The 25,017-nt window shown below is 63.9% G+C and carries 22 protein-coding genes; 14 read left to right on the plus strand and 8 right to left on the minus strand.

What is annotated here, in order from left to right; translation table 11 throughout:
* Window positions 1-37: 37 nt before the first annotated feature.
* The 3 genes from E6X30_RS05135 to E6X30_RS05145 are packed head-to-tail and all read right to left on the minus strand — an operon-like array spanning window position 38 to window position 4,104.
* Complete coding sequence (locus tag E6X30_RS05135) at window positions 38-2,113, minus strand: ABC transporter ATP-binding protein (protein ID WP_316335828.1); 2,076 nt, start codon at window positions 2,111-2,113, stop codon at window positions 38-40.
* A complete protein-coding gene (locus tag E6X30_RS05140) occupies window positions 2,106-3,104 on the minus strand; it encodes an ABC transporter permease (RefSeq protein WP_070459544.1) in 999 nt (332 codons plus the stop codon). Before E6X30_RS05140 ends, E6X30_RS05135 begins: the two co-directional genes overlap by 8 nt.
* Window positions 3,105-3,108: 4 nt before the next feature.
* A complete protein-coding gene (locus E6X30_RS05145) occupies window positions 3,109-4,104 on the minus strand; it encodes an ABC transporter permease (RefSeq protein WP_070459543.1) in 996 nt (331 codons plus the stop codon).
* Window positions 4,105-4,476: 372 nt separating this feature from the next.
* On the opposite strand from E6X30_RS05145, the gene E6X30_RS05150 reads away from it, so the two are divergent.
* Together E6X30_RS05150 and E6X30_RS05155 are read left to right on the plus strand one after the other, a co-directional pair.
* Complete coding sequence (locus tag E6X30_RS05150; RefSeq protein ID WP_259893059.1) at window positions 4,477-5,643, plus strand: ThiF family adenylyltransferase; 1,167 nt, start codon at window positions 4,477-4,479, stop codon at window positions 5,641-5,643.
* 321 nt (window positions 5,644-5,964) lie between these two features.
* The gene (locus E6X30_RS05155) at window positions 5,965-6,978 is read left to right on the plus strand and encodes a hypothetical protein (protein WP_316335829.1); all 1,014 of its coding nucleotides are present in this window, start codon (window positions 5,965-5,967) and stop codon (window positions 6,976-6,978) included.
* 278 nt (window positions 6,979-7,256) lie between these two features.
* On the opposite strand, the gene E6X30_RS05160 is transcribed toward E6X30_RS05155, so the two are convergent.
* Window positions 7,257-7,541 (minus strand): MoaD/ThiS family protein, encoded by a 285-nt coding sequence (locus tag E6X30_RS05160; RefSeq protein WP_016663887.1) that lies wholly within the window; start codon window positions 7,539-7,541, stop codon window positions 7,257-7,259.
* Window positions 7,542-7,545: 4 nt separating this feature from the next.
* On the minus strand, window positions 7,546-8,775 hold the full coding sequence (locus E6X30_RS05165; RefSeq protein WP_396334966.1) for a GTP 3',8-cyclase MoaA: 1,230 nt from the start codon (window positions 8,773-8,775) through the stop codon (window positions 7,546-7,548).
* A gap of 100 nt (window positions 8,776-8,875) precedes the next feature.
* Here E6X30_RS05165 and glp point away from each other — a divergent pair, with 100 nt between their 5' ends.
* The 4 genes from glp to E6X30_RS05185 are packed head-to-tail and all read left to right on the plus strand — an operon-like array spanning window position 8,876 to window position 11,698.
* Complete coding sequence (gene glp / locus E6X30_RS05170; protein WP_316335830.1) at window positions 8,876-10,198, plus strand: gephyrin-like molybdotransferase Glp; 1,323 nt, start codon at window positions 8,876-8,878, stop codon at window positions 10,196-10,198.
* A complete protein-coding gene (gene moaC, locus E6X30_RS05175) occupies window positions 10,195-10,722 on the plus strand; it encodes a cyclic pyranopterin monophosphate synthase MoaC (RefSeq protein ID WP_016663890.1) in 528 nt (175 codons plus the stop codon). Before glp ends, moaC begins: the two co-directional genes overlap by 4 nt.
* Window positions 10,719-11,213 carry a molybdenum cofactor biosynthesis protein B gene (locus E6X30_RS05180; protein WP_016663891.1) on the plus strand — a complete coding sequence of 165 codons (495 nt, stop codon included), beginning with the start codon at window positions 10,719-10,721 and terminating at the stop codon, window positions 11,211-11,213. The genes moaC and E6X30_RS05180 overlap by 4 nt, the downstream gene beginning before the upstream one ends.
* Window positions 11,210-11,698 carry a molybdenum cofactor biosynthesis protein MoaE gene (locus E6X30_RS05185; protein ID WP_016663892.1) on the plus strand — a complete coding sequence of 163 codons (489 nt, stop codon included), beginning with the start codon at window positions 11,210-11,212 and terminating at the stop codon, window positions 11,696-11,698. The genes E6X30_RS05180 and E6X30_RS05185 overlap by 4 nt, the downstream gene beginning before the upstream one ends.
* Window positions 11,699-11,799: 101 nt before the next feature.
* On the opposite strand, the gene E6X30_RS05190 is transcribed toward E6X30_RS05185, so the two are convergent.
* On the minus strand, window positions 11,800-11,973 hold the full coding sequence (locus tag E6X30_RS05190; protein ID WP_016663893.1) for a hypothetical protein: 174 nt from the start codon (window positions 11,971-11,973) through the stop codon (window positions 11,800-11,802).
* 439 nt (window positions 11,974-12,412) lie between these two features.
* Between E6X30_RS05190 and groES the strand changes: the two genes are divergently transcribed.
* From groES to guaB, 6 genes are all read left to right on the plus strand, one after another.
* Window positions 12,413-12,709 carry a co-chaperone GroES gene (gene groES, locus E6X30_RS05195; protein WP_016663894.1) on the plus strand — a complete coding sequence of 99 codons (297 nt, stop codon included), beginning with the start codon at window positions 12,413-12,415 and terminating at the stop codon, window positions 12,707-12,709.
* Between the two features lie 10 nt (window positions 12,710-12,719).
* The gene (groL, locus tag E6X30_RS05200; RefSeq protein ID WP_034374576.1) at window positions 12,720-14,306 is read left to right on the plus strand and encodes a chaperonin GroEL; all 1,587 of its coding nucleotides are present in this window, start codon (window positions 12,720-12,722) and stop codon (window positions 14,304-14,306) included.
* Between the two features lie 153 nt (window positions 14,307-14,459).
* Window positions 14,460-15,203 carry a hypothetical protein gene (locus tag E6X30_RS05205; protein ID WP_016663896.1) on the plus strand — a complete coding sequence of 248 codons (744 nt, stop codon included), beginning with the start codon at window positions 14,460-14,462 and terminating at the stop codon, window positions 15,201-15,203.
* Window positions 15,204-15,232: 29 nt separating this feature from the next.
* On the plus strand, window positions 15,233-16,210 hold the full coding sequence (locus E6X30_RS05210) for a pseudouridine synthase (protein ID WP_316335831.1): 978 nt from the start codon (window positions 15,233-15,235) through the stop codon (window positions 16,208-16,210).
* A complete protein-coding gene (locus tag E6X30_RS05215) occupies window positions 16,203-16,844 on the plus strand; it encodes a hypothetical protein (RefSeq protein ID WP_316335832.1) in 642 nt (213 codons plus the stop codon). Before E6X30_RS05210 ends, E6X30_RS05215 begins: the two co-directional genes overlap by 8 nt.
* A gap of 9 nt (window positions 16,845-16,853) precedes the next feature.
* Window positions 16,854-18,350: an IMP dehydrogenase gene (gene guaB / locus E6X30_RS05220; protein ID WP_316335833.1), complete on the plus strand. Its 1,497-nt coding sequence runs from the start codon at window positions 16,854-16,856 to the stop codon at window positions 18,348-18,350.
* Between the two features lie 90 nt (window positions 18,351-18,440).
* On the opposite strand, the gene E6X30_RS05225 is transcribed toward guaB, so the two are convergent.
* Entirely contained in the window at window positions 18,441-21,818 is a 3,378-nt protein-coding gene (locus E6X30_RS05225; protein ID WP_316335834.1) for an ABC transporter ATP-binding protein/permease, read from the minus strand.
* A gap of 90 nt (window positions 21,819-21,908) precedes the next feature.
* Between E6X30_RS05225 and E6X30_RS05230 the strand changes: the two genes are divergently transcribed.
* Together E6X30_RS05230 and E6X30_RS05235 are read left to right on the plus strand one after the other, a co-directional pair.
* Window positions 21,909-22,613 carry an exonuclease domain-containing protein gene (locus tag E6X30_RS05230; RefSeq protein ID WP_070459525.1) on the plus strand — a complete coding sequence of 235 codons (705 nt, stop codon included), beginning with the start codon at window positions 21,909-21,911 and terminating at the stop codon, window positions 22,611-22,613.
* A 10-nt stretch (window positions 22,614-22,623) separates the two neighbouring features.
* Entirely contained in the window at window positions 22,624-23,736 is a 1,113-nt protein-coding gene (locus E6X30_RS05235) for a GuaB3 family IMP dehydrogenase-related protein (protein ID WP_016663902.1), read from the plus strand.
* A gap of 61 nt (window positions 23,737-23,797) precedes the next feature.
* Here the strand turns inward: E6X30_RS05235 and E6X30_RS05240 are convergent, their stop codons facing one another.
* Window positions 23,798-25,015 carry an acetate kinase gene (locus tag E6X30_RS05240; RefSeq protein WP_316335835.1) on the minus strand — a complete coding sequence of 406 codons (1,218 nt, stop codon included), beginning with the start codon at window positions 25,013-25,015 and terminating at the stop codon, window positions 23,798-23,800.
* Between the last annotated feature and the right edge of the window lie 2 nt (window positions 25,016-25,017).

Raw genomic sequence — 25,017 nt, forward strand, 5'->3', positions numbered from 1 at the left:
TAAGGGAAAAGGGGGTTGTGGCTCGCGGCAAAGGTTTTTACTGGTCGTCCACTAGACGCCAGGTCTCCTCGGCATGATGGCATTCCACGCGGGAGGCTCCGACCTGCGTGCCCTCGGGGTCCGCAGTTCGGCACAGGTTCTGCTGCTCTTCGCTCAGCATCCCGATCAGGGGGCAGCGCGAAGCAAAATTGCAGCCGATGATCTCTTCAGTGGGGCTTGGTTGATCCCCTTCAAGAAGAACTCGCGTACGGGCGCGCTCAAGCTTCGGATCCGGGACGGGAACCGCGGACATGAGAGCACGCGTGTAGGGATGCTTCGGGTTCTCAAAGACATCCTGGACAGGGCCGTATTCAACGATGCGACCCAGATACATGACCGCGATGTGGTCGGCGATCTCGCGCACAATGGCGAGGTCGTGAGCGACAAAGAGGTAGCTCAAGCCGAGTTCGTCACGGAGATCCTCGAGCAGGTTGATCACGCCAGCCTGGACGGATACGTCCAGGGCAGAGACGGGTTCATCGAGCACGAGAAGCTTGGGTTCGGTGATGAGCGCACGCGCAATGCCGATGCGTTGGCGCTGACCGCCTGAAAACTCGTGGGGATAGCGGTCTGCCATCTCCGGGTCGAGCCCAACGCGCTCAAGGAGCTCGTAGACGCGCTTGTAGCGTTCGTCTTTCGGCACCTTGTGCACGGTGAGGGGCTCGGCAATGATGTCGCCCACGGGCATGCGCGGGTCGACCGCAGCCATCGGATCCTGGAAGACGATCTGGACGTCCTTACGCAGAGCGAGGCGTTCCTTCTTGTTCTTGAGGGTCGAGACGTCGACCCCACTCACCTCGAGGGTTCCGTGCTGCGGCGCGACGAGTTCGAGGATTTCGAGGCTCGTCGTTGACTTACCCGAACCGGACTCACCCACGAGGCCGAGCGTCTGACCCGGCTTGATCTCGAAGGACACGTTGTCCACAGCCTTAACGACGCCAACCTGGCGGCGGAACACGGCGCCCTTATAGAGCGGGAAGTGGCGCTGAATCTCGGTCGCCTTGACGATGGGCTTGTCGTTCTCGTGGCTCTTGACCGCGCGCTCCACGTGCGGGGGGCGGGGGAAAATGTCCGACGGTTTCAGCGTCCCCGCCGCAATTTCCTTCGCACGGTGACACGCGACCTGTCGATCGCCGTCGCCGACGTGGGTCATGAGTTCGGGTTCTTCGGTGCGGCACAGATCGATCGCGGCCGGGCAACGGTCAGCGAACGGGCATCCGGGCTTGAGGTTGGCAAGGCTCGGCGGGCGCCCGTCGAGCGGAACCAGGCGGTCCTTGCCAGCCGTGAGCATGTTCGGGACGGAGCGAAGCAGGCCCATGGTGTACGGCATGTGCGGCTCGGCGAAAATTTCGTCAACGCCGCCTTTTTCCACGAGCTTGCCCGCGTACATCACGGCAACGCGATCCACGTTACCGGCGACGACGCCGAGGTCGTGGGTAATGAGCACGACGGCGGCCCCCGTCACCTCCTTGGCCTTTTGAAGGACCTCGAGGATCTGTGCCTGAATCGTCACGTCGAGAGCGGTCGTCGGCTCGTCGGCGATGATGAGCCTCGGGTCGTTCGCCATCGCGATGGCGATCATGGCGCGCTGACGCATACCGCCCGAGAACTCATGCGGGAACGCCTTCACACGGCGCTCGGCGGCGGGGATGCCGACGATCTTCAGAAGCTCGATCGAGCGTGCACGCAGCGCCTGCGAACTCATATTCGAGTTGTGCAGCGTGAGGGCCTCTTCGATTTGCTGGCCGATCGTATAGACCGGCGTGAGGGCACTCAGGGGATCCTGGAAGATCATCGAGATCTCGCGACCGCGAAGGTCGGAAAGCTGGCGGTCACTTTTGCGCAGGAGCGACTCTCCGCGGTAGGTGATTTCGCCCGTGATCTTCGCGGAAGTGGGAAGAAGGCCCATGACGGCCATCGAACTGACGGATTTACCCGAGCCCGATTCACCGACGATACCGAGGAACTCACCCTCGTTGACGTGGTAGTTCACGCCGCGTACGGCGCGAACATCGCCATTGGCGTTCGGGAAGGTGACCGTGAGGTCTTGGACGGAAAGAAGTGGTTCAGGCACGGTTGACCTCGCTCGTGGGATCGATTGCGTCGCGGAGTGCGTCACCGAGCAAGTTCACCGAGGTGAGCAGGGCGACGAGGAAAGCTGCGGGAATCACGAATAGCCACCAGCGGGTAAGAACCGCATTCTGGCCGTTCGCAATGAGCGTTCCAAGGGAGACGTCCGGCGGCTGAATGCCGAGGCCGAAGAAGCTCAGCGACGTTTCGGACAGGATTGCGCCGCTCACGCCGAGCGCCGCATCGATGATGAGAAGCGAGGCAACGTTCGGGATGATGTGGCGCGCGAGGATCGTGGTCGTGCCAACGCCCATGTAGCGCGCGGCCTTCACGTATTCGCGGTCTTTGAGGGACTTGGTCTGGTTCTTCACGATCTGCGCCATCACCATCCAGCCGAAGCCCGCGATGGCGACGACGATGACGATCCAGCTCACGTTCGACAGAAGCGGCGAAATGATCATGAGCACGTAGAACACGGGGAGCACGAGCAGGAGGTTAATGATCCAGTTGACGACGGTCTCAAGCTTGCCGCCGATGTAACCGGCGAGCGAGCCCACGAACGCCGCAATGAGCGTCGCGGCGGGCGCGGCAAGGAGCCCGATCAAGAGCGACTTGCGAAGCGCTTCAACCATCGAGGCGTAGAGATCCACGCCAATAGAGTCCGTACCGAACCAGTGCTGCCCGCTAGGCGGGGAGTTGTAGCTGTAGGCGTCGGTCTCGCCGAGCTCGTACACGTTCGGGATGTTGCCGAAGAGCGCGAACAGAACGATCGCGCCAAGAACGATCGCGCCAATCCAGAAGTTTGGCTTGCGCTTGAGGCGACGCCACACGAGAGCCCAGCGCGAAAGAGGCTTCTTTTGCGCTTTTTCCGCCTTGCGGCGGCGCTTGCCCTTCGGATCCGTCGCTGCGGTTTCCGCGAGTTCTTCTGTCGCGGGAACGGCTTCGGGAAGCTCGGTAGCTTCGTTGACGGGGGGAATCGGGTTGCTGGAGCTCATGGCGTCACACCCTCACTCGCGGATCAAGCGCCGCGTAAAGAACTTCGGAAAGCATCGAGGAGAACAGAATCACGATCGACGTGAAGCACACGTTGCCCGCGAGGGCGTTGACGTCGGATTGCTGAACCGCGTTGATGCCGTACTGGCCCATGCCCGCCCACGAGAAGATCATCTCGAGGAACGCGGCGCCCGCGACGAGCGTGCCGAAGGAGTAGGCGAAGTACGTCGACATGGGGATGAGCGCTACGCGCACACCGTGCTTGACAAGAGCGTGATTACGGGTTGCGCCCTTCGAGCGGGCCGTGCGAATGAAGTCGCTTCCGAGGACGTCAAGCATGATCGAGCGCTGGTAGCGCGAGTACCCGGCTGCACCGAAGGCGGCGAGGACGATGGTGGGAAGGATCAGGTGGTTGACACTGTCGAGAAAAGCGGTCATTCCACCCTGCGCGTGATACGTGGGGGTATACGAGCCGCTGAAGCGGATGAGCTGCGTGCCGAGTGCTTGGTTAAGCTTCGTGGCCACAACCATGAGTAGGAGGCCGCCCACGAAGGTCGGGGTCGAAATCAGCACGTACGAGGCATACGAGACAACCTGGTCTGAAAGCTTGTACTGGCGAACAGCGCCCCACACGCCGAGGATGACGCCGATAAGGGCCCCGAGGATTGCGCCAGCGATCAGGAGGCGCAGCGAAACGCCGGCGCGCATCGCCATCTGATCGATGACCCACTGTCCCGAGATGTCCTTGCCGAGCTTCTGGCTCCACGGCTTTACAACGATGTTCGAGAGCCACGTCCAGGTGCGCTGAAGGATCGGCACCTTGTCATTCATGTTCAACTCGTTGAGCGTCGCGTCGATTGAGGCCTCGGGAATTGGAGGATTCTGATTGAGCCAACGTCGGCGCGGATAGAAGAAGCTGCCGGCAGCGATGTAGGCGAACACGGTCGCCACAACGGTGAGGAACGCGTAGTTCACGAAACGGCGAAGGAGATACTTTGTCACGAGAGTGCTCCGATCAGAGCGGTGAAACGCTCGCTGACATCCCATGCACTCTGTGCGCGGCGCGAGGGGGCTGCGACGCGGCAGGCGCTGAGGGGGGTGGATATAAGGGTCACGCGTGCTTTCCTTATTTGCAGTCGGCGCCCGGGGGCGACGGGATCGGGTGCGTCCGGGGCGGGCGCGGGGATGCTCCAGAATAGAGCAGTTCAACGACCGTGGAGACGCTGACCGTATTGTGAACAGCGGCGTCACGGAAAGGTCATGAACTATTCACGGAACGGTTGAACTGTACCTCATGTGAGGTGGTTCACCGATCCATTGTGAAGGATTTTTCTACGCCTCCTTCGTTCAAGTCAAACTGTGAGACTAAAAAACATGGTTAATTATGCAGCCGGTGATTCGCCTCGAGAGCTTAGTGGTACCGATTATAGGCGCTACTCCCGGCACCTCAATCTCCCGGGTTTCACGCTGGAGACGCAGCAAAAGCTGAGGCAAGCCCGGGTTGTGGTTGTTGGGGCGGGAGGTCTTGGAGCGCCTATCCTGCAATATCTGGCCGCCGCTGGCGTTGGTCACATTACCGTTGCGGACCCTGATCGAGTGGATATTTCCAACCTTCAGCGGCAAGTTATACATCCGGAGTCCGCCGTCGGAACGTTGAAGACTTCCTCCGCCGCAGCAGCCGTCCGCGCACTCAACCCCACCGTCGACGTACGGGAAGTGCCCGAAGCGTTGACGCCGATCAATGTGCTTCAAGTTCTCGAGGGTCACGACCTTGTTCTTGACGGCACCGACAATTTCCCTACTCGCTACCTCGTGTCCGACGCCTGCGAAATCCTCAACCTGCCCCTGATCTGGGGGTCAATCCTCGCGTTCGACGGGCAAGTGGCTGCGTTCTATGGCGATTCAGGCCGTGGCGTCACCTATAGGGACGTCCACCCTCGCCCCCCGAAGCCTGGCGAGGTACCTAGCTGCAGTGAGGCGGGGGTGCTGGGTCCGCTCGTAGGCGTCATCGGTTCAACAATGGCGATGGAGGCCCTCAAGGTCCTCACCGGGCTCGGCACCCCGCTCTATGGGCGCATTCAGCTCTATAGCGCACTCACCGGCGACTGGACGCACATCGACGTCGCCCGTCGGCCGGGCCGCGTGCCCGTCACCGAGCTCGAAGACCTCGTGGAGACGTGTGGGTTTCCCGCGGTCGAGTCACCTGGGGCGGCGCCGGTGCACGGGGAAGTCCTCTCGCCAGCTCAGGCGCGGCGAGCGGCTGCTTCCGGCCGGCTCCTCATCGACATCCGCGAAGAATCGGAAGCTGCGGCGGGCATGCTGCCTCGTGCCGTCAATATCCCGCGAGCCGAACTCATGGAATTTGCGCGAGGGGAGCGGGCGGTCGTCGGACCCCTTCGAGGCGTTGATGAGCTGCGCGGCGCGATTGTGCACTGCGCGGGAGGGGCGCGTTCGGCAGCGGTGCAGGCCGAGCTTGCGGCGCTTGGGATCGAAGTGGCCGACATGGCGGGCGGCTACCTTGCTGCAACCCTGGGTGATTAGTGGTGTTGTGGCTATGGAGGTGAGGGGTGCTGGCGTGGCTCGTGCTCCCCATCCTTTCGCCACTGCCTTCTTGTTGCTCCCCATCCGTTCGCCGCAGCCTTCCTGCCTGTAGCCCCGCTCCTGCCTCTCTTCCGCTTCCCGCCCCCTTCTTCTGGCCTAGAAAACTAACCCCAACGTTTGTGGGGGTATTCGCCGCGATACCGCCACAAACGTTGGGTACAGATTCGGGGTCTTGGGCCGCGGCGACCTGAACCATCGGAAGTTATCCACAATTTGGCAGGGGCGCTTTTTCGCAAGGCCGGCGGCGGCAAGACTTGCCGTATGAATCGACCTCCCTTGCCGCTGCCAAAGAAGCTTCCTCCGGTGTTTGTTTCGCGTGACCTCGCTGATCACGGGATCAGTCGAGACCGACTTCGGCGAAGCGACATCGCGACCCTCGGCCCCGGTTTATATGCCGATAGGAACCGGGACTTCACCGAGCCTGAACTCGCCCGGGCGCTTTGCGCGAAGTACTCGCACCTCGTGCTTTCGGGGGTGAATGCGGCGCGGGTACATGAGATGCCGCTTCCGCCCCAGCTCTCGACGTGGGACCCCGCGGCGCCCATGAGCTTCACGACGTCGCTGAAGGACGCGCGGCCGCATCCCATGATTGACCTGCATTTTTCACGGGTTGAACCGCACGAAGTGCGCACTCTCCGGCGCGGGAACCACACGCTGCAAATCCTGTCTCGCGTGCGTACCTGGCTCGATCTCGCGTCGATCGTTCCGCTTGATTACCTCGTGGCCGCAGGCGACGCGCTTGTACGCGTGCCTCGCCCGAACCTCGAGATCGGGCGAACCGGCGCCTATGCAACCCTCGCAGAATTAGAAGCAGCAGTCGCCGCCTACCCAGGCCTTCCCGGAATTTGCCGCGCGCGAAAGGCACTCGAACTTATCAGGGTGGGATCCGATTCCGCACAGGAGAGTCGCGCACGGCTCGCAATGGTCTTCGCGGGGCTCAAAGAGCCGCGTCTCAATGTCCCAATTCTCGACGAGCATGGGCGCATCGTGTGCTCGCCAGATTTCTTTTGGGAAAGGGAGCGGGTTGTGGGGGAGTATGACGGCGACTACCACCGCACGCTCGACGCGATCGAACGGGATCGGACTAAGGACTTCATGTACGCGGATCGCGGCCTCGAAGTGTTTCGTCTCCATATCCGTGACCTGCCGCTACTTCCGCTGAGCGCCCCCGATGATGTGGTGATGAGAGCGCTCGGGAATTCCCGCGCGGCAGCGGTTTCACAGAGAGCGTTGAGGCGCAGGACGAGAATTGCCTGCGGCCCAACGCGGTCGTAGCAAGGGTCGAGCAAGGCGGACTGGGGTCGAATGGGAATCTGTACCCAACGTTTGCGGCGGTATGGAGCCGAAAAGCGCCGCAAACGTTGGGGTTAGTTTCCTAGACCGAGGAGAAAGGCCGGTGGCGCTGCAGAGGGGTGCCGGAGTGGGGGCGGAGGGGTACCAGAGAGGCTGCGGAGAGGCCTCGCCTGGAAGGCTGCGGAGACCCTGCCTGGAGCGAGACAGAGACCCCGCCCGGTGGGGCTGCGGCTCCGGGGAAGCCGTGAAAGGGACGACCCTCAGCCGCCCGCGAATGGCGGCAGCACGTCCACCCTGATAGTGCCGCCCTCGCTCGCGACGAGGCGCGCCTTCGGGTCGTTCTCGCTCACCGCATTCACGAGGAAGCTGCAGCGGCCAAGTACCTCACCGGCGTCGGGCCCCGCCTCCGAAATAGCGCCTGACCGCAGCGCTTCGAGCAGGTCCCCGAGGGTCGTCCCTTCGAACTCGACCCGTTGCTCGCTCGTGCCGAAGGCGTGGGCCGCGCCGGCAAAAAAGCGAACGTCGGCGGTGGTTTTTTCAGTCATGCGTCTATCCTCCAATGGCGCTCATGGGCCGCTCGGGTTGAACAAAGTCGCTGCGTTCCATGCCGTGGCCAGCCTGCTTCCCCCATTGGGCGGCGCGCCAACGATCGGCGATAGCTTCGTCACTCGCGCCGGAACGCATGAGGCCGAGGAGGTCCGTCTCGGTGTGCGAGAACAGGCACGTGCGCACGCGACCCTCGGCGGTAAGGCGCGTGCGGGTGCAGTCCGCGCAGAACGAGCGGGTAACGGAGGCGATGATTCCGACGGTTCCGAGCGCCTCAGTGCCCGGCCGCTCGCACGCTTCGACGAACGGCTCGCCGGGCGGTGGCGGTAGAACCCGCCGCACCGCGCGCGTGTCGGCGGGGTCGATGCCGCGATCCTTGAGCGCCCTGGCGATCGTGCCCGGCGCTCCCGGGCCCGCGACGCCTTCTCGCGGCCACACATCGAATTTTTCGGCGGGCGCCCCGCCGCGCACCTCGCGCACGGGGTGCAGAACGTAGTAGGGGCTGAGCAGCTGCCACACGTCGTCGGCGGTCACCATGCGCTCGCGGTTCCAGCGGCCGGCGCCATCGAGTGGCATGTATTCGATGAAGCGCAGTTCGAGGCCGCGCTCGAGGCACCACGCGAGGAGCTCGGCCGCTTCGTGCTCGTTCGCGCCGGGTTGGAGAACGGCGTTGATTTTGATGGGACTCAGCCCGGCTGCGCGTGCGGCCTCGATGCCCTCGAGGACGCGGTGGAGGAACGGGCGGCGAGTCATTGCCTCAAACGTTTCGGAATGCGCCGAATCAAGCGAAATGTTGATGCGGTCAAGGCCCGCAGCCACCAGTCCTTCGGCGCGTTTTTCGAGGCCGATCGCGTTGGTCGTGAGCGAGATGTCGGGCCGGGGATCGAGGGCGGCGACTTCGGCGATGATGTCGGCGAGGTCGTTTCGCGTGAGCGGCTCGCCGCCCGTGAAACGCACTTCCCGGATTCCGAGCTCCTCCACGCCGATGCGGACGAACCGCGCGACCTCTTCGACGCTCATGAGCTGCGGTTTCTTGAGGAATTGGAGGCCGGCCTCGGGCATGCAGTAGGTGCAGCGGAGGTTGCAGAAATCCGTGAGGGAGATGCGCAGGTCGCGCGCCGTACGCCCGAAGGTGTCGATGAGCGCGCCCGTTGCGGGGCGCCCTTCGGTCGAGGGCGCTTCCTCGATGGGGTCCATGGCGCGGGGCTTCGGCATCCCGAGATCGATCGACATGCTCTCCTTTACGGGGAACGACAAAGAGGTGTCACACCAGCTTAGGGGACTTTCGCGCGCTACCCTAGAGGCCCTGGCCACACGAGGAAGGAACACCACCGTGGAGCAAGACTCGCGCCTCGCGCCTGGTCGCATCCCTCTCGCCGAGCACCGGCGGAGCCTTCGGGAGCTCGTGGGCGCCGTGCTGGATTCGCCACACGCCCCGGGCGTGGCAACCGTCGGCCTCGAACGTGCCCGAGGCCGCACCCTCTCCCGAGACGTGACCTCGCCCGTGAATGTGCCTCCCGTCGCAAACTCGCAGATGGACGGCTTCGCGCTCAACGTTGAAAGCCTCGCCCCAACCCCCGACGGTGCCCCGATTACGCTTCCGCTCGGCCCTCTCATCGCGGCGGGCGACGAGCCCTCGACGCTCGAGCCGGGATCGGCTCGCCCCATCATGACGGGCGCCCCCATCCCCGCGGGCGCGAACGCCGTGATCCCCGTCGAAGAGACCGCGGTCGGCCGTTTTGCTCAGCGGACGAAAGAAGAATCCGACGTCTGCACGCAACCGTCGGACCTCACGTTTACCCTTGCCTCCGAGCGCCGCACCGAGGGGCGTTTCGTGCGCCCCGCGGGAAGTGACACCGAACGCGGCGACGTGGTCGCGCGGGCGGGCCAGGTGCTGACTGCGCGCCTGATCGGGCACCTCGCTTCTGTTGGCGTGGCCGAAGTGGAGGTGCGCGAGCGGCTGCGCGCCGTTGTCGTCTCGACGGGAACTGAAGTGCGCGAGCCGGGGGAGCCGGAGCCGGATGACTGGCGCATTTTTGATGCGAACTCCTTCCTCGTGTCCGCGGCGCTTGAAGACGCGGGGATCGAGGTGTGCGCCAGGCTTCGCGTTCCGGATGATCCGCGTGCGCTTCTCGATGACGTGGGTGCGGCATGCGAGAGTGCCCGGGCGCATCTTGTCGTGTCGACCGGCGGGGTGAGTGCGGGGGCCGTCGAGCCGATTCGCCAGGCGGCCCAGATGGCAGCCTCGCCGCTGCGCCTCGCGTTTGACAAGGTGGCGATGCAGCCGGGAGGGCCGCAAGGACTCGGGATGCTCGCGGCGGAGCATGGCGAGGTCGCGTGGATCGCGCTACCCGGCAACCCGGTTTCGGCGTACGTGAGCCTCGAGATGTTCGTTCGCGACGCCCTCGCAGCACCGCCGCGCGCGCGTGTGCACCTGCCGGTGCGCACACAAACCGGCGCGAGCGAGCCTTCCCCGGAGGGGCTCGTGCAGGTGCGGCGGGCCCGGCTCAACGCTGACTCAACTGTGAAGCTCGTGGGCGGCCCCGGTTCGCATCTCGTGGGCGCGCTCGCCCTGAGCGATGCGCTCGTGCTTATTCCCCCGGAGGTCACGCGCGTGGCCGACGGCGACATTCATGAGGTGATGATTCTTCGATGACCAGTGTCAACAGTGGCGATAGCAGCCCCCTTACGCACGTGCGCTCCGACGGTTCGAGCCACATGGTCGATGTGTCGAGCAAAGCCGTCACGACCCGCGAAGCTGTCGCGAGCGCGACCCTGACGAGCCGCGCCGACGTGATCGACCGGGTTCTCGCGGGCGAGCTGCCGAAGGGGGAGGCGCTCAGCGTCGCCCGAGTTGCGGGCATCATGGCGGCCAAGCGCACACACGAGCTGATCCCGCTGTGCCACCCGCTTCCCATTACCAAGGTCACCGTGGACTTCGCGCGGATCGCTCCCGAGGCGATCGAGGTTCGCGCGCGCGTCAAGACCGAGGGGAAGACTGGCGTCGAAATGGAAGCACTCACGGCGGCGAGCGTTGCGGCGCTCACGGTGTACGACATGGTGAAGGCCGTCGATCACCTCGCGGTAATCGGCGACGTCAAGGTTCTCGCGAAGTCCGGGGGTAAGAGCGGCGATTGGGACCGTAACGTCGCGAGCGGCGACAAGGGCGGTGCGCGGTGAAGTGTGTGGGGGAGCGCGGTTGGTCGGCGTGCGTGATCGTCGCCTCGACGCGCGCGGCTCGCGGCGAATACGAAGACCTCACGGGACCCGTGCTCTCCGCGTGGCTTGAACGGTGCGGCTTTCGCGGGTGTGGCGTCACGGTGGTTCCGGATGGGCCCGACGTTGGCCGCGCCCTTGCAGATGTCATCGCCTCGGGAGTGGATCTCGCGATCACGACGGGAGGCACCGGCCTCACGCCGAGCGATGTCACGCCGGAACAAACTCGCCCCCACCTCACGCGAGAGATCCCCGGGATTGCGGAAGCTTTGCGACTCAAGGGGCGCGAATCGACGCCGTACGCGGTAGTGAGCAGGGGGCTTGCCGGTTTCGCCGGTCGCACTCTCGTGGTGAATCTGCCCGGCTCCCGTGGTGGAGTGAAGGACGGTATGGCGGTGCTCGAGCCCATTGTCGAGCACGTCCTGCGCCAGCGCGATGGGGGAGGTCACGAATGAGCGAGGGGAAAGACGTGAAAGCAGTGCAGGATGAGCGCGACCCGCGCCTCGGCGGCGTCGAGGACCGCGTGCGTCACGCGAGCGTGAGTGGCGAGCCGGTCGCCGTCGCTGACATGGTCCGTTGTGTCGAGGATCGGCGCTGCGGCGCGCTCGTGACCTTCGACGGACTCGTGCGCGACCACGATGAGGGGCGCGGGGTTGTGCGTCTCGCCTACGAGGCGCACCCGAGCGCGAGCGAGGTCATGGCCAATGTGGTGCGCACGATCGCCGAGCGCTACCCGGATGTGCTCGTCGCCGCAAGCCACCGCCACGGTGCTCTTGAGGTGGGCGATTCGGCGCTCGTTGCTGCGGTCGCAGCTCCCCACCGGGCGCGTGCATTCGAGGCGTGTGCGGATCTCGTGGATGAGGTGAAGGCGCGCGTTCCGATTTGGAAGGACCAGTATTTTTCCGACGGTACCCACGAGTGGGTCGCCGCGATCGGCTGAGGAGCGTTTCGATCTTAGGTTTTGGGGCATGAATAAACGCCCGGCGCTGCTGCGCTCGTAGGAGCGGCGCGCGGGGCGTTCGGTAGGTGAGGTTGGGGGATTTAGCGGCCGAGACCGAGGGTTGTCGAGCCCTGGCTGCTCCGGGCCTGTGCGATTGCCGCGAAGTCGCCGCCAAGTCGGTTCTTGTGAACCGTGTTGTGTCTTTCGACGTCCTGTCCAACCATGTGATCGGCGAGGTTTTCGAAGGTCTTGAAGATTGAGCGGATGATGGTCATTTTGGGTGTGTCCTCACTACCGGTGGTACCTAATTTGTGCGCGAAAAGTGGCGGTAGAGCGCTCTCCACCGCTGGTTTCTCACGTGTTTCAATCTTATGAAGTGGACACAAAGTCGCGCTAGGGTGGACCGTGTGATATGGAACCCGGGTTCCGGTATGCCGGATATGTGACGTAGGGGCCGCGGGCTTATGGGACCTAGGCCCCGTTTTGACCCGAATCCCACCCACCTGAATTGCATAGGAGTTGTGGGGGTTTGCGCTCCGCGTAAAGCTGGCACTCAGCTTTGACGAGTGCTAACGGGCACACTAGTCTTGATCCGTTGGCAGTCTCAGCGTGAGAGTGCCAAAGGTGCGCCGGGTTGCTCGGCACCGCGACGACGAGCATCCCACCGTGGCACACCCGTCAACTTCACATTGATTAAAGAAGGAGTGAGGTCGCATGTCGGTCTCCATTAAGCCCCTCGAGGACCGTGTCGTCGTCCGCCCGCTCGAAGCCGAGCAGGTGACTGCTTCGGGCCTGATCATCCCCGACACTGCCAAGGAAAAGCCCCAGGAGGGCGAGGTCGTCGCCGTTGGCGAAGGCCGCTTCGACGACAAGGGTGCTCGCATCCCCATGGACGTCAAGGTTGGTGACAAGGTCGTCTTCTCGAAGTACGGCGGCACCGAGCTGAAGTACGGCTCCGAGGAATACCTCGTTCTGAGCCAGCGCGACGTTCTCGCAATCATCGAAGGCTGAAAGGCTCACCGTGGCAAAAGAAATCATTTACGACGAGGAGGCGCGTCGCGCGCTTGAGCGCGGCGTCGACAAGCTCGCGGACACCGTCAAGGTGACGCTTGGCCCCAAGGGCCGCAATGTCGTCCTCGACAAGAAGTGGGGCGCCCCCACCATCACGAACGACGGCGTGACGATCGCCCGCGAGGTCGAGCTTGATGATCCTTACGAGGATCTCGGCGCTCAGCTCGCGAAGGAAGTTGCGACCAAGACCAATGACGTTGCCGGTGACGGCACGACAACCGCAACCGTTCTCGCCCAGGCGCTCGTGCATGAGGGCCTACGTAACGTTGCTTCGGGCGCCGCCCCCGCGGCACTCAAGCGCGGCATGGAGAAGGCTGTCGAAGCCCTCAGCGAGAAGCTCGGCGAGATCGCGATCGACATCGATTCGAAGGAGCAGACTGCTTCCGTCGCGACCGTGTCGTCGCAGGATGCCGAGATCGGTGAGCTCCTTGCCGAGGCATTCGACAAGGTTGGCAAGGACGGCGTCATCACGGTCGAGGAGTCCTCGACGACGGCGCTCGAGCTCGACTTCACCGAGGGTATGCAGTTCGACAAGGGCTTCATCTCCCCGCACTTCGTGACCGACCCCGATCGTCAGGAAGTTGTTCTCGAAGACGCCTACGTGCTCATTAACCAGGGCAAGATCTCGAACGTGCAGGAGTTCCTGCCCGTGCTCGAGAAGGTTGTGGAGTCCGGCAAGCCCCTCTTCGTGATTGCCGAGGACGTCGAGGGCGAAGCCCTCGCAACCCTCGTGGTCTCGAAGCTGCGCGGCTCCTTCAAGGGCGCCGCTGTGAAGGCTCCTGCCTTCGGCGACCGCCGCAAGGCCATGATGCAGGACATCGCGATCCTCACGGGCGCTGAGGTCATCACGCCGGATCTCGGCCTCGACCTCAAGACGACCGAGCTCAGCCAGCTCGGCACCGCACAGCGCGTTGTCATCACGAAGGACAACACGACCATCGTGGGCGGCGCCGGTGATGTCGAAGCCGTGTCCGATCGCGTCCAGCAGATCAAGGCAGAAATTGAGAACACCGATTCCGAGTGGGACCGCGAGAAGCTCCAGGAGCGCCTCGCGAAGCTCTCGGGCGGCGTGTCCGTCATCAAGGTTGGCGCGCACACCGAGGTCGAGCTCAAGGAAAAGAAGATGCGCATCGAAGACGCGGTCGCCGCAACGCGTGCCGCGATCGAAGAGGGCATCGTCGCTGGCGGTGGCTCGGCCATCGTCCAGGCCGCGACCGTCCTCGCCGATGATCTCGGGCTCGAGGGTGACGAGGCCGTCGGCGTTCGCGCCGTCGCCAAGGCCGTTGCCGAGCCGCTGCGCTGGATCGCCGAGAACGCCGGTGAAGAGGGCTACGTCGTAGTCGAGAAGGTCAAGGAGTCCCCGGTGGGCACCGGCCTCAACGCTGCGACCGGCGAATACGTCGACCTCGTCGACGCTGGCATCATCGACCCGGTCAAGGTGACGCGCAGTGCCCTGCGCCACGCCGCCTCGATCGCGGGCCTCGTTCTGACGACCGAGACCCTCGTCGTTGACAAGCGCGAGGACGACGAAGAGTAGTCAATCGTCGGCCCCCATCTCACGCGCCCCGCTCCTTGAGCTTTCTCGAGAAGCGGGGCGTATTCTTAGCAAAGTGCACCCAAAGCGCGCCACACGCGCCGACGCACACCGACGCCTGACCTGCCGAGACTCGCGAGAGTGAGAGGGGATCGCATGAGCGCAGTGTTCCACTCACCATCGCGCAGCACGCCCAGGGGTGAGCGCCCCACGCAGGATGTGACGACGAGACACAACGGCAAGGCGCACAGGATTGTTATGCGGCCGAGCCCCGCGGCCATGAGCGCCTCGCTCCTTGCGGCGATCGTGTTCACGGTTCTTCTTGAATTTCTCGTGGGCATCAGTTTCATCGGTCAGGGCCTCTGGAGTGATGCGCGCCTGTTTCGCGATCACTGGTTCACCCTGCCGCTTTACGTGTGGTTCGGTGTCGTGGCTCTTGCGCTCATCGGGGTGCTGCGCATTGTCAGCCAGTGCGTGATCCTTCATGACGATCGGATCAAGGTTCGAGGGCTCTTCCGCATCCCGCGTTCGGCGCGCTGGAGTGCGCTTTCGGGAATTTGGCTCGTGCGCGACATCTACCGCGGCAAAGAGCCTCGTGACCCCGTGGAGTCCGAGGTCGATGCGTTCGATGCTGCCCTCATCATGCGCTCGAGTACGAGCCGCGTGGCGAACCTCTCGGGCGCGTTTTACGGCACGCGGGCGCAGTCGATTCTCGTGCGCGAAGCCGAGGCTCACGGCGTCAGGATCGACCATATTGATCATGCGCGCCCCGGTGAGCTTGCCCGCATGATGCCCGGCTCGCTGACGGTCATCGATCGTCACCCGAACATGTTCGTGCTCGCGATTGTCGCGTTCTACGCCGCGCACAATGTGCTGACCTTCATGATCTGGGGGATCTGAAGCCACCGGTTCCTTGGCACAATGGAGCCATGCCTGCCCGCCGTACGAAGCGTTTTGCCCGCCCGCCTTTGCCGCAGAGGGCTGGGCTCGATGCCGTGAGGGTGGTGGCGGCGCCACGCGAGGTGGGCCGTCCGGTAGGCGAGGTGCTGCTGGACCGATTCCCTGCGCTCGGTTCGCCTGAGGCGCGTGACCTCGGTGCGCGTTTCGCCGAGGGCGAGGTCGTGGACCAGCATGGCGCCGCGTGGTCAGCCCAGGAGCCGATGATGCGTGCGCGCGAAGTATTTTTCCACCGGGAGCTCGCGCCGGAACCTTTCGAGCCGGCCGAGATTCCGATCGTGTACGAGGACGGGCATCTGCTCGTGGTCGCGAAGCCGCGCACGATGGCGAGCATTCCGCGCGGCGAGCACATTCGCCGCAGTGCCCTCGTGCGACTACGAGTCGCGCATGGGCTTCCCGATCTCTCGCCGATTCATCGGCTCGATAAGCAGACCGGCGGGATCCTCGTGCTCTCGAAGATTCCGCAGGAGCGGGGCGCCTACCAGCAGCTCTTCGCGCGCGGGGAAATGCAAAAGCGGTACGTGGCGTGGGTGTCGGGGGAGGGGCCGACGCTTGCCGAACTCGAGCGCGGCCCGATCGAGATCCGCGAACCCATCGCGAAACGGCACGGTGATCTCTGGGCGCACATTGACCCGCATGGGAAAGAGGCGTGGACGAGCGTGCGGATGATGCGGCGTGAGGCGGAGAGCCGTCGGAGTCTCGTGAGCCTGGTACCGCATACGGGCCGCACCCACCAGCTGCGCGTGCACCTTGCACACGTGGGCCTGCCGATTGTGGGGGACGAACTGTATCCCGCGCCCCCGCCCGATCCCGCGACGGGGGAGCGGTCACGACGGGACGTGAGTGAGCCTCTCGCCCTGTGGAGCGTGCTCATGGCGTTCACTGATCCGGTGACGGGCAGGGAGCGTCGGTTCGAGTGGTGGCCGCCGGAGGTGCCGGGAGATGACTGAGCGCGTTGAGCCGCGTGTGAAAGGTGGCCGGATCGCGCTCGGCCCGACCTTTGTCGCGCGCCTAGTGCCGTGGCTCAAGTGGGGGGCGCCGCTCCTTGCCGCGCTGTTCCTTCCGGTCACGGGCCTGTATGTGGGGCGCATCAGCGGTTGGCCATGGTTTGTGTCGCTCCCGCTTGCGTGGTGTGCGGGCTGGGTCCTGCTCGCGCTGCTCATGCTCGCAGTTCTCGCGTGCGTGCACAGGACTACCTGGTGGGACCCGGCAGCGGGCGAGGTCCGTCGGGGCCGGCAGCATCTTGCGGTCGCGCACGTCCAGGCGGTGGTTCCGGACTTTCGGCCTCAGGGTGTCACGGCACTGGAGGCGGGGGAGGGGGCCCGACGCTTGCTCATCCCCTATAGCGGCTGGGACGACCGCAGTTACGAGGGAATCGCCGAATTCGAGCGGAGGGTATTTGCGGGGGACGGGGCATCTCGCCCGCAGTTGCTTGCCCGTGACCGAGCCGCGCGAAAGTCCTGGGAGAACCGCGCTCTGGCGAAGAAGTACGGGATGGCGTGGCGCGGCGAATTCGAGGATCCGCACGTGTTTCTCGAAGCATTTGATGCGCGCAGGAAGCAACTGGCAAGGAGGCGGCGCTAAGGTTGGATCATGACGAATGATCCCTTCGGTTTTGTTGGCCTTACCTACGACGACGTGCTGCTTCTCCCCGGGGAGACGGACGTCATTCCCAGCGATGTTGATACGACCTCGCGCCTCACGCGCGAGATTAGCTTGAGGGTGCCCCTCGCCTCCGCCGCGATGGATACCGTGACCGAGGCTCGCATGGCGATTGCGATGGCGCGCCTCGGCGGTATTGGCATCCTCCACCGCAACCTTTCGATTGAGGATCAGGCCCACCAGGTCGACCTCGTGAAGCGTACCCAGACCGGTCGCATCCCGAATCCCGTGACCATCGGTCCGGAGGCGACTCTCGAGGACTTCGATGCGACGTGCGGCAACTACCGAGTTTCGGGCCTGCCCGTCGTCGATGAACACGGGAAGCTTCTCGGTATCTGCACGAACCGCGACCTGCGCTTCATTCCCGTCGCCGAGTGGGCGAGCACGAAGGTTGCGGACGTCATGACCCGCGAGGTGTACACGGCACCTACCGACGTGAGCCGCGACGAAGCAACGGCACTGCTGCGCAAGCACAAGCGTGAACGACTTCCCCTCGTCGACGAGAACGGGACGCTCACGGGTCTCATCACCGTCAAGGACTTCGTTAAGAGCGAGCAGTTCCCGAATGCCTCGAAGGACGCCGAGGGGCGCCTGCTGATCGGCGCGGGCGTGGGCTTCTTTGGCGATTCCTACGAGCGCGCCGGAGCGCTGCGCGACGCGGGCGTGGACGTGCTCGTGGTCGACACCGCGAATGGTCACGCGCGCCTCGCCCTCGACATGATTCGCCGGCTCAAGGCTGATAAGGCCTTCGACGGTGTTCAGATCATCGGCGGCAACGTCGCGACCCGCGAAGGTGCCCAGGCCCTGATTGACGCGGGCGTGGATGCCGTCAAGGTGGGCGTGGGCCCAGGCTCGATCTGCACGACTCGCGTCGTCGCCGGCGTCGGCGTTCCGCAGGTCACCGCCATTTACGAGGCGTCGAAGGCGTGCAAGCCCGCGGGCGTTCCCCTCATCGGTGATGGTGGCCTACAGTACTCGGGCGACATCGCGAAGGCCCTCGTTGCCGGCGCCGATACCGTGATGCTCGGCTCGCTCCTCGCGGGCACCGCCGAGTCGCCCGGTGAGGTGATCCTTATGAACGGCAAGCAGTTCAAGAGCTACCGCGGCATGGGCTCGCTCGGCGCGATGGCCTCGCGCGGCAAGAAGTCCTTCTCGAAGGACCGCTACTTCCAGGCGGATGTCGAGACCGACGACAAGATCGTTCCCGAGGGCATCGAGGGAACTGTCGCCTACAAGGGCGCGCTCGGCACCGTCGTGCACCAGCTGACGGGTGGCCTCGCGCAGTCGATGTTCTACGTGGGCGCCCACACGATTCCCGAGCTCAAGGAGCGCGGCAAGTTCGTGCGCATCACCGCGGCTGGCCTCAAGGAGTCGCACCCGCACGATATGGCGCAGATCGTGGAGGCGCCGAACTACCGCGCGCGGTAGAGGCAGGGTGCCGTTGGGGCAGGGGCATGGCGCCTCTGCCCCTTTTTTTTGCTCCTTAAGGGTGGAGAAAAGGGGGAGGGGTGCGGAACTTTACTCGGAACGGAGCGCTTCGACCGGGTCCTGTCGCGCCGCCCTGCCCGAGGGGATCACGCCCGCCAGTACGGTGAGCAGCACCGAGATTCCCACGAGGATCACTCCCGCTAGTGGCGGGAGGCTCGCAATATTCTCGACGTCGAATCTCTGCTCGACGATGATGTTCGCTGGAATGCACAGCAGAAGCGTGATGCCCACACCAATAAGGCCCGCGAGAAGCCCCTCGATGACCGTTTCCGCATTGAACACGTGGCGGACGTCGGCCTTTGACGCCCCCACCGCACGCAGGATGCCGATTTCCTTGCGCCGCTCAAGCACGGAAATGTAGGTGATGATCGCGATCATGATCGACGAGACCACGAGCGAGATCGACACGAAGGCGATGAGCATCCACGTGATCACGTTGATAATGCTCGTCACCGAGCTCATGAGCATCCCCACCATGTCGGTGTAGACGATCTCCTTCTTCTTCTCGCCCCGCGCCTTGGCCTGCGCGTTGTAGGAGTCGAGAATGGCCTTGACCTTGTCCTTGTCCTTGAAACTCGCCGGGTAAATATCGACTTGATCGGGACTCGTGCGGTCTGCCCAGCCGAGCTTTTCGAGATTGTCCTCGTAGCTTGCCGCGCGCGTCGACACCATCGTCGACATGAACGCAGCGAGCTCTTCCTTGTCCATGTTCATTTCGAACGCATCGGCGAATTTCTCCGGATCGACACTCATGGCATTCGCGAAATTCTCGCCCATCGTGGACATCGCGTCATTGATCTGGCGTTCAATCTCGCCCTGGAGTGCGCTCATGTATTCCTGCATCATGGAGCCGATCGCGTTCGTCAAATATCCGCCGATGGCCTGCTGAATTTGGCTTGCGAGGGCGCCGCCTAGCTGGGTGGAGAGCTGCTCGGCGATGGCGTTCGAGAGATCGTTGCTGACCGCGGAGGAAACGTCCTTGAGGGCCGGGTCGTCGCCGAGGGCCTCGAAAAGTTGCTGTTCAAGTAGCGCACGATCGACCACCTTGTCGGAGTTCGAAATCTCGTCTAGTTTCCCTTTGACCTCGTCGGTCTGCATGTACTCAAGCACGACCTCGGCCGTGTCCCGATCGGGAATCTGGTCGCCGTCGGAATCCGCATGCGCCGCGTAGTACTCCTGAAAGCCCTGGATGAGCGCGCCCGCCTCGCCGCTGAGGTACGCGCCGGCACCGGGCCGGATCACGTCGCCCTCGAGAGCCTTCGCGAGCGCGCCCTGGAGGTCGATGTCGGCGAGCTGGGGGTAGCGCGCGGTGAGGTCGGCAAGGTCGAGGTCCTGGGGTTCCACGGTTGGGGGTCCGATGGTTGCCGCGCCTGGGTCGAGGCTCGAAAAATCAAGGTCGCTCATATCGAGTGCGCCCGGATCGAAGTTCGGTGCAGGCATCGAGCTGAGATCGAGACCGCCGAGGTCCATCTGGAGTTTCGACTCGTCGATCTGGAATGCGCCGCGGATCTTCTCCTGGTCGACCGTAAACAGGGAGCTCATGTCAAAGTCGTCGCCCTGATCGTCGTTTTTGAGTTCGTCGAATGTCTTTCCGGTGAAAACGTCGACATCGGGATGCGCCCGCTGCTCGTGGACGATCTCCGACTGGGCAGCTTCGGTGATGACCTGGTCCGTGAGGGCGGGAAGGTAGGAGATGCCCTGCTGGAGTGCACCCATGTCCTCGCCTTCGTTGGGGCGCACGATGCCGACGATCGTGAGGCGCTCGCCCTTGTCGATTTTCTCGCGCATGAAGTCGGCATCGCCGCTGCGGTCGATCCACGTGCCGGTGTCGTCGTTGTGGGTGTAGGTCTCGAAGGCGTTGACGCGTGAGAACTCGGTGCCGATGATCTGGTCGTAGGTGTACTCGCCGGGTTTTGTGGAGGTTTTGTCGCCCGAGGTGCCGTCGGAATCTCCCGATGCTCGTCCCGCCTGCGTGTTTTCCATCATCTCGTCGAGTTTCGCGTGGTCCTTAAGGCCGAGCGTGTACTCGTATAGATCGGGCATTCGGCCATTTTCGTCGAGGACGAGCACGAGTTCGTGCGCGTTTTTTGGCCAGCGCCCGTCGAGAACCCGGTATTTCGAGGTGTAGAGCGCGGTGTTTTCGGGAAGCTGACGGAAGGCGTTCATCGAGAACATTGCGCTCGCGGGACTGAGCGAAAAGCCCCCCGAGTATTGAGAAAACGCCTGTTCAGGATGGACCTGCACGGGCTTGTCGGTGCCGAGCGCGTAGATCTGGGGTTCGGCTGCATAAGAGTATTCGATCGCCTTGACGTAGGAGTTGATTCCTCCTCCGTTGGCGTCGAAATACTTCTTGAGGGAGGCGAGATCGTTGGTGCTCGTCGAGTTCATGGAGCGCGTGTACATCTCAACGGCGCGCACCGTATTCGCTTTTTCTTCGCCTTTGGGCTTGGCGTTCGCGAGTCCCGATTCCATCGAGACCCCCGTTTTTTGGATACTGAGCGGGTAGTTCGCGAGAGCGTTTTCCTCGGTTTTGGCGATGTAGCTGTTGACGCCGTTCGCGAGCGCGAGAATCGCGGCGATACCGATGATGCCGATCGAGCCCGCGAACGAGGTCATGATCGTGCGGCCCTTTTTCGTCATGAGGTTGTTGAAGCTGAGCATGAGTGCCGTGAGCGGCCCCATGCGCGTGTTGCGCGTGGGCTTCGCTTCGCGCGTCTCCTCGAGGGCCGGGTCGAAGGGATCGGAATCACCGACGACGTTGCCGTCGGCAAACTCGACGACGCGGGTTGCGTATTCGTGGGCGAGCTCGGGGTTGTGAGTGACCATGATGACGAGGCGATCGCTCGCGACCTCGCGTAGAAGGTCCATGACCTGCACGGACGTGGCGGAGTCGAGGGCGCCCGTGGGCTCGTCGGCAAGAAGAATCTCGGGGTCGTTGATGAGGGCGCGTGCGATCGCGACTCGCTGCATTTGCCCGCCGGAAAGCTGGCTCGGTTTCTTGTGCACGTGTTCGCCAAGGCCCACTTTGGCGAGGGCATCGAGGGCGCGTGTGCGGCGCTCGGACCGCTCGACGCCCGAGAGCGTGAGAGCGAGCTCAACGTTCGCAAGGACACTCTGGTGGGGGATGAGGTTGTAGCTCTGGAAAACGAAACCGATGCGGTTGTTGCGGTAGCGATCCCAGTCGCGGTCCTTGAAGTTTTTCGTCGAGATACCGTCGATGACGAGGTCGCCGGAATCGAAGTGGTCGAGGCCGCCAACCACGTTGAGCATCGTGGTTTTGCCAGATCCAGATTGGCCGAGGATTGCGACAAACTCGTTGTCACGAAACGCGACGCTCACACCGGCAAGCGCGACCTGGGTAAAGGTGCCCGTCGTGTAGGACTTGGTGATGTTGTGCAGTTCGAGCACGGCTCTCCATGGTTGCTCGCGCGGAGGGGGTCTTTCCTCATCCTACGGCCGGCCACGTTTAAATGTCCCACCCCGACGTAGGCTTGTGACATGAGTTGGATTGACGGCCCGATGCTGGGCTTTGATACGGAAACCACCGGCACGGATACCGCGAATGATCGCATCGTGACCGCAGCCCTCGTGTTCTCCACGGGGCCGGGCCGCGAGGGCGAAACCGTCGCGACGTGGCTCATCAACCCGGGCGTGGAGATTCCCGAGCAGGCCTCGCGCGTGCACGGCATCTCCACGGAACACGCGCGCGCCTACGGCATGGAGCCCGCGCCCGCCCTCGAGGAAATAGCGGTGCGCATCGTCGAGTGCCTTGAGCAGGGCGCGCCGATCGTCGCGTTTAACGGCGGCTTCGATCTTTCGATCATCGAAGCGGAGCTGAGCCGCAACGGCCTGCCCACGCTCGAGGATCGCCTCGGCCGCGCGATCGCGCCTGTCGTCGATCCGCTCGTGCTCGATCGCGGGTTGGATCGCTACCGCAAGGGCAAGCGCAACCTCTCGACCCTCATGGAGGTGTACGGGATCGAGGAGCCGGAAGGCAATATGCATACGGCAGATGTCGATGTATCCATGACCCTCGATGTTCTGCGCGCCATGGCGAAGAAGCACACGGTCATTGCCGAAAGCGATCTCGCCGAGCTCCATAAGAAGCAAATCGAGCTCCACCGCGCATGGGCCGAAAACTTCATCGACTATCTCAAGCGGCAGGGCAAAACACCAGACGTCAATCCCGTATGGCCTCTGTAGACTGGGAACCGTGCAGAACGAAATCGAAATTGGACGCAATAAGCGAGGCCGTCGCACCTACGGCCTCGACGATGTAGCCGTGGTGCCCTCCCGCCGCACGCGGGACCCGGAGGATGTCTCAACCTCGTGGCAGGTCGATGCCTACCACTTCGACATCCCGATCTTCGCGGCCCCCATGGACTCCGTGATGAGCCCCGAAACGGCGATCCAACTCGGCCAGTTCGGCGGGCTTGGCGTGCTCGATCTCGAGGGCCTGTGGACTCGCTACGAGAACCCCACGCCGCTCCTGGAGGAGATTGCGCGCCTCGACCCGAAGGACGTTCACCACCGCATCCGCGAGATCTACTCGGAGCCGATCAAGCCGGGCCTCATCCGTGAGCGCATCACGCAGCTTCGCGAGGCGGGCGTGGTCGCGGCGGGTTCCCTTTCACCACAGCGCACGCAAGAACACTGGAAGAGCGTCGTCGATGCGGGCGTCGACATCTTCTTCATTCGCGGCACGACCGTGAGCGCCGAGCACGTCTCGGGCAACCGCGAGCCGCTCAACCTCAAGCGCTTCATCTACGAGCTCGACGTCCCCGTCATTGTGGGTGGGTGCGCGACCTACACAGCGGCCCTCCACCTCATGCGCACGGGTGCGGCGGGCGTTCTCGTGGGCTTCGGTGGCGGCGCGAGCCAAACCACGTGGGAGACCCTCGGCATTTCGGTGCCGCTCGCCTCTGCCGTCGCGGACGTCGCCGCGGCCCGCAGGGATTACATGGACGAATCCGGCGGCCGGTACGTGCACGTGATTGCCGACGGCGGCCTGGGTCGCAGTGGCGACATCGTGAAGGCCATCGCGTGCGGGGCCGATGGTCTCATGGTCGGTGCCGCGCTCGCACGAGCCACCGAGGCTCCCGGCGGCGGCTTCCACTGGGGCAGCGAGGCACACCACCCCACGATGCCGCGCGGGCACCGTGTCGAGGTTGGCCAGGTGGCGCCGCTCGAGCAGATTCTCTTTGGTCCGGGTCTCTCGGCCGATGGCACCACGAACCTCGTCGGCGCGCTTCGCCACGCGATGGCGACGACCGGCTACACGGACCTCAAGGAGTTCCAGCGCGTCGAGGTCGTCACGACCCGCTAATCCTCGAAAGAAAAATGGGGCTCGCCATTGTCGGCGAGCCCCATTTTCTGTGCGGTAATCGTCAGCCGCGCGCGACCTCGAGAGTCTGCTGCGCGATCGCGAGCTCTTCGTTCGTGGGGTACACGACAACGGTGACCTTCGATTCAGGCGCCGAGATGATCCACGGTTCCTTCTTACGCTGGGCGTTTGCTTCCTCGTCGAGGATGATCCCGAACTCCTCGAGTCCCTCGAGGGCGCTCGAGCGGGCAAGCGAAGCGTTCTCGCCGATGCCCGCGGTGAACGTGATGACATCGAGCCCACCGAGGATGAACGCGTACGCACCCACGTACTTCTTGACGCGGTGAGCCCACATGCCGAGCGTGAGCTTCGCGGCTTCGTCGCCAGCCTCCACGGCGGCGGAAATGTCGCGGAAGTCGCTCATGCCGAGCTGGCCCATGAGACCGGACTTCTTGTTGAGCAGCGTGTCGACTTCCGCGGGGTCCATACCGGCCTGGCGGTGAAGAAGCGCATACACCGACGGGTCGATGTCGCCAGAGCGGGTGCCCATGACGAGGCCCTCGAGCGGGGTGAGACCCATCGAGGTATCAACGGGCTTGCCGTTCTTGACTGCGGAGGCAGAAGCGCCATTGCCGAGGTGCAGAACGATCTGGCGAAGCTCTTCGCCTTCGCGGCCGAGGAAGCCCGGCACGCGAGAGGAAATGAACTCGTGGGAGGTGCCGTGTGCGCCATAGCGGCGAATCTTGTACTGCTCGGCGACCTCCTTGTTGATCGCATACGTGTATGCCTCGGGCGGAAGCTGCGTGAAGAACGACGTGTCGAACACGACGACGTGGGGGAGGTTCGGCAGGAGTGCGCGTGCACCGTTGATGCCGTCCACCGCCGCGTAGTTGTGCAGGGGTGCGAGGGCACCGAGTTCGTGGATCTGGTCGCGGACCTCGTCGGTCACGAGGGTGGCTTCGGGGAACACCGCGCCGCCCTGGACAATGCGGTGGCCAACGGCGCTCACGGTTTCCTCGGTCAGCTCAACGCCAACCTTCGCGAAGAGCTCCTCGACGACCTGCATGCCCTTGACGTGATCGGGGATCGAACCCTCCCACGTTTCTTCCTTGTCTCCGGCTTCGATCGAGGCGTTGCCCGTGGGCAGCGTGATGCGCTCGACGATGCCGGAGGCGGTCACGTGATTCGAGGTCGGGTCGATGAGCTGGAACTTGATCGAGCTCGAACCCGAGTTAATCACGAGAACGTTGCTGTTGGTCACGGTTTCTCCGTTCGTAGTCAAGA

It is taken from the genome of Dermabacter sp., from assembly GCF_032550575.1.
GTDB lineage: Bacteria > Actinomycetota > Actinomycetes > Actinomycetales > Dermabacteraceae > Dermabacter > Dermabacter hominis.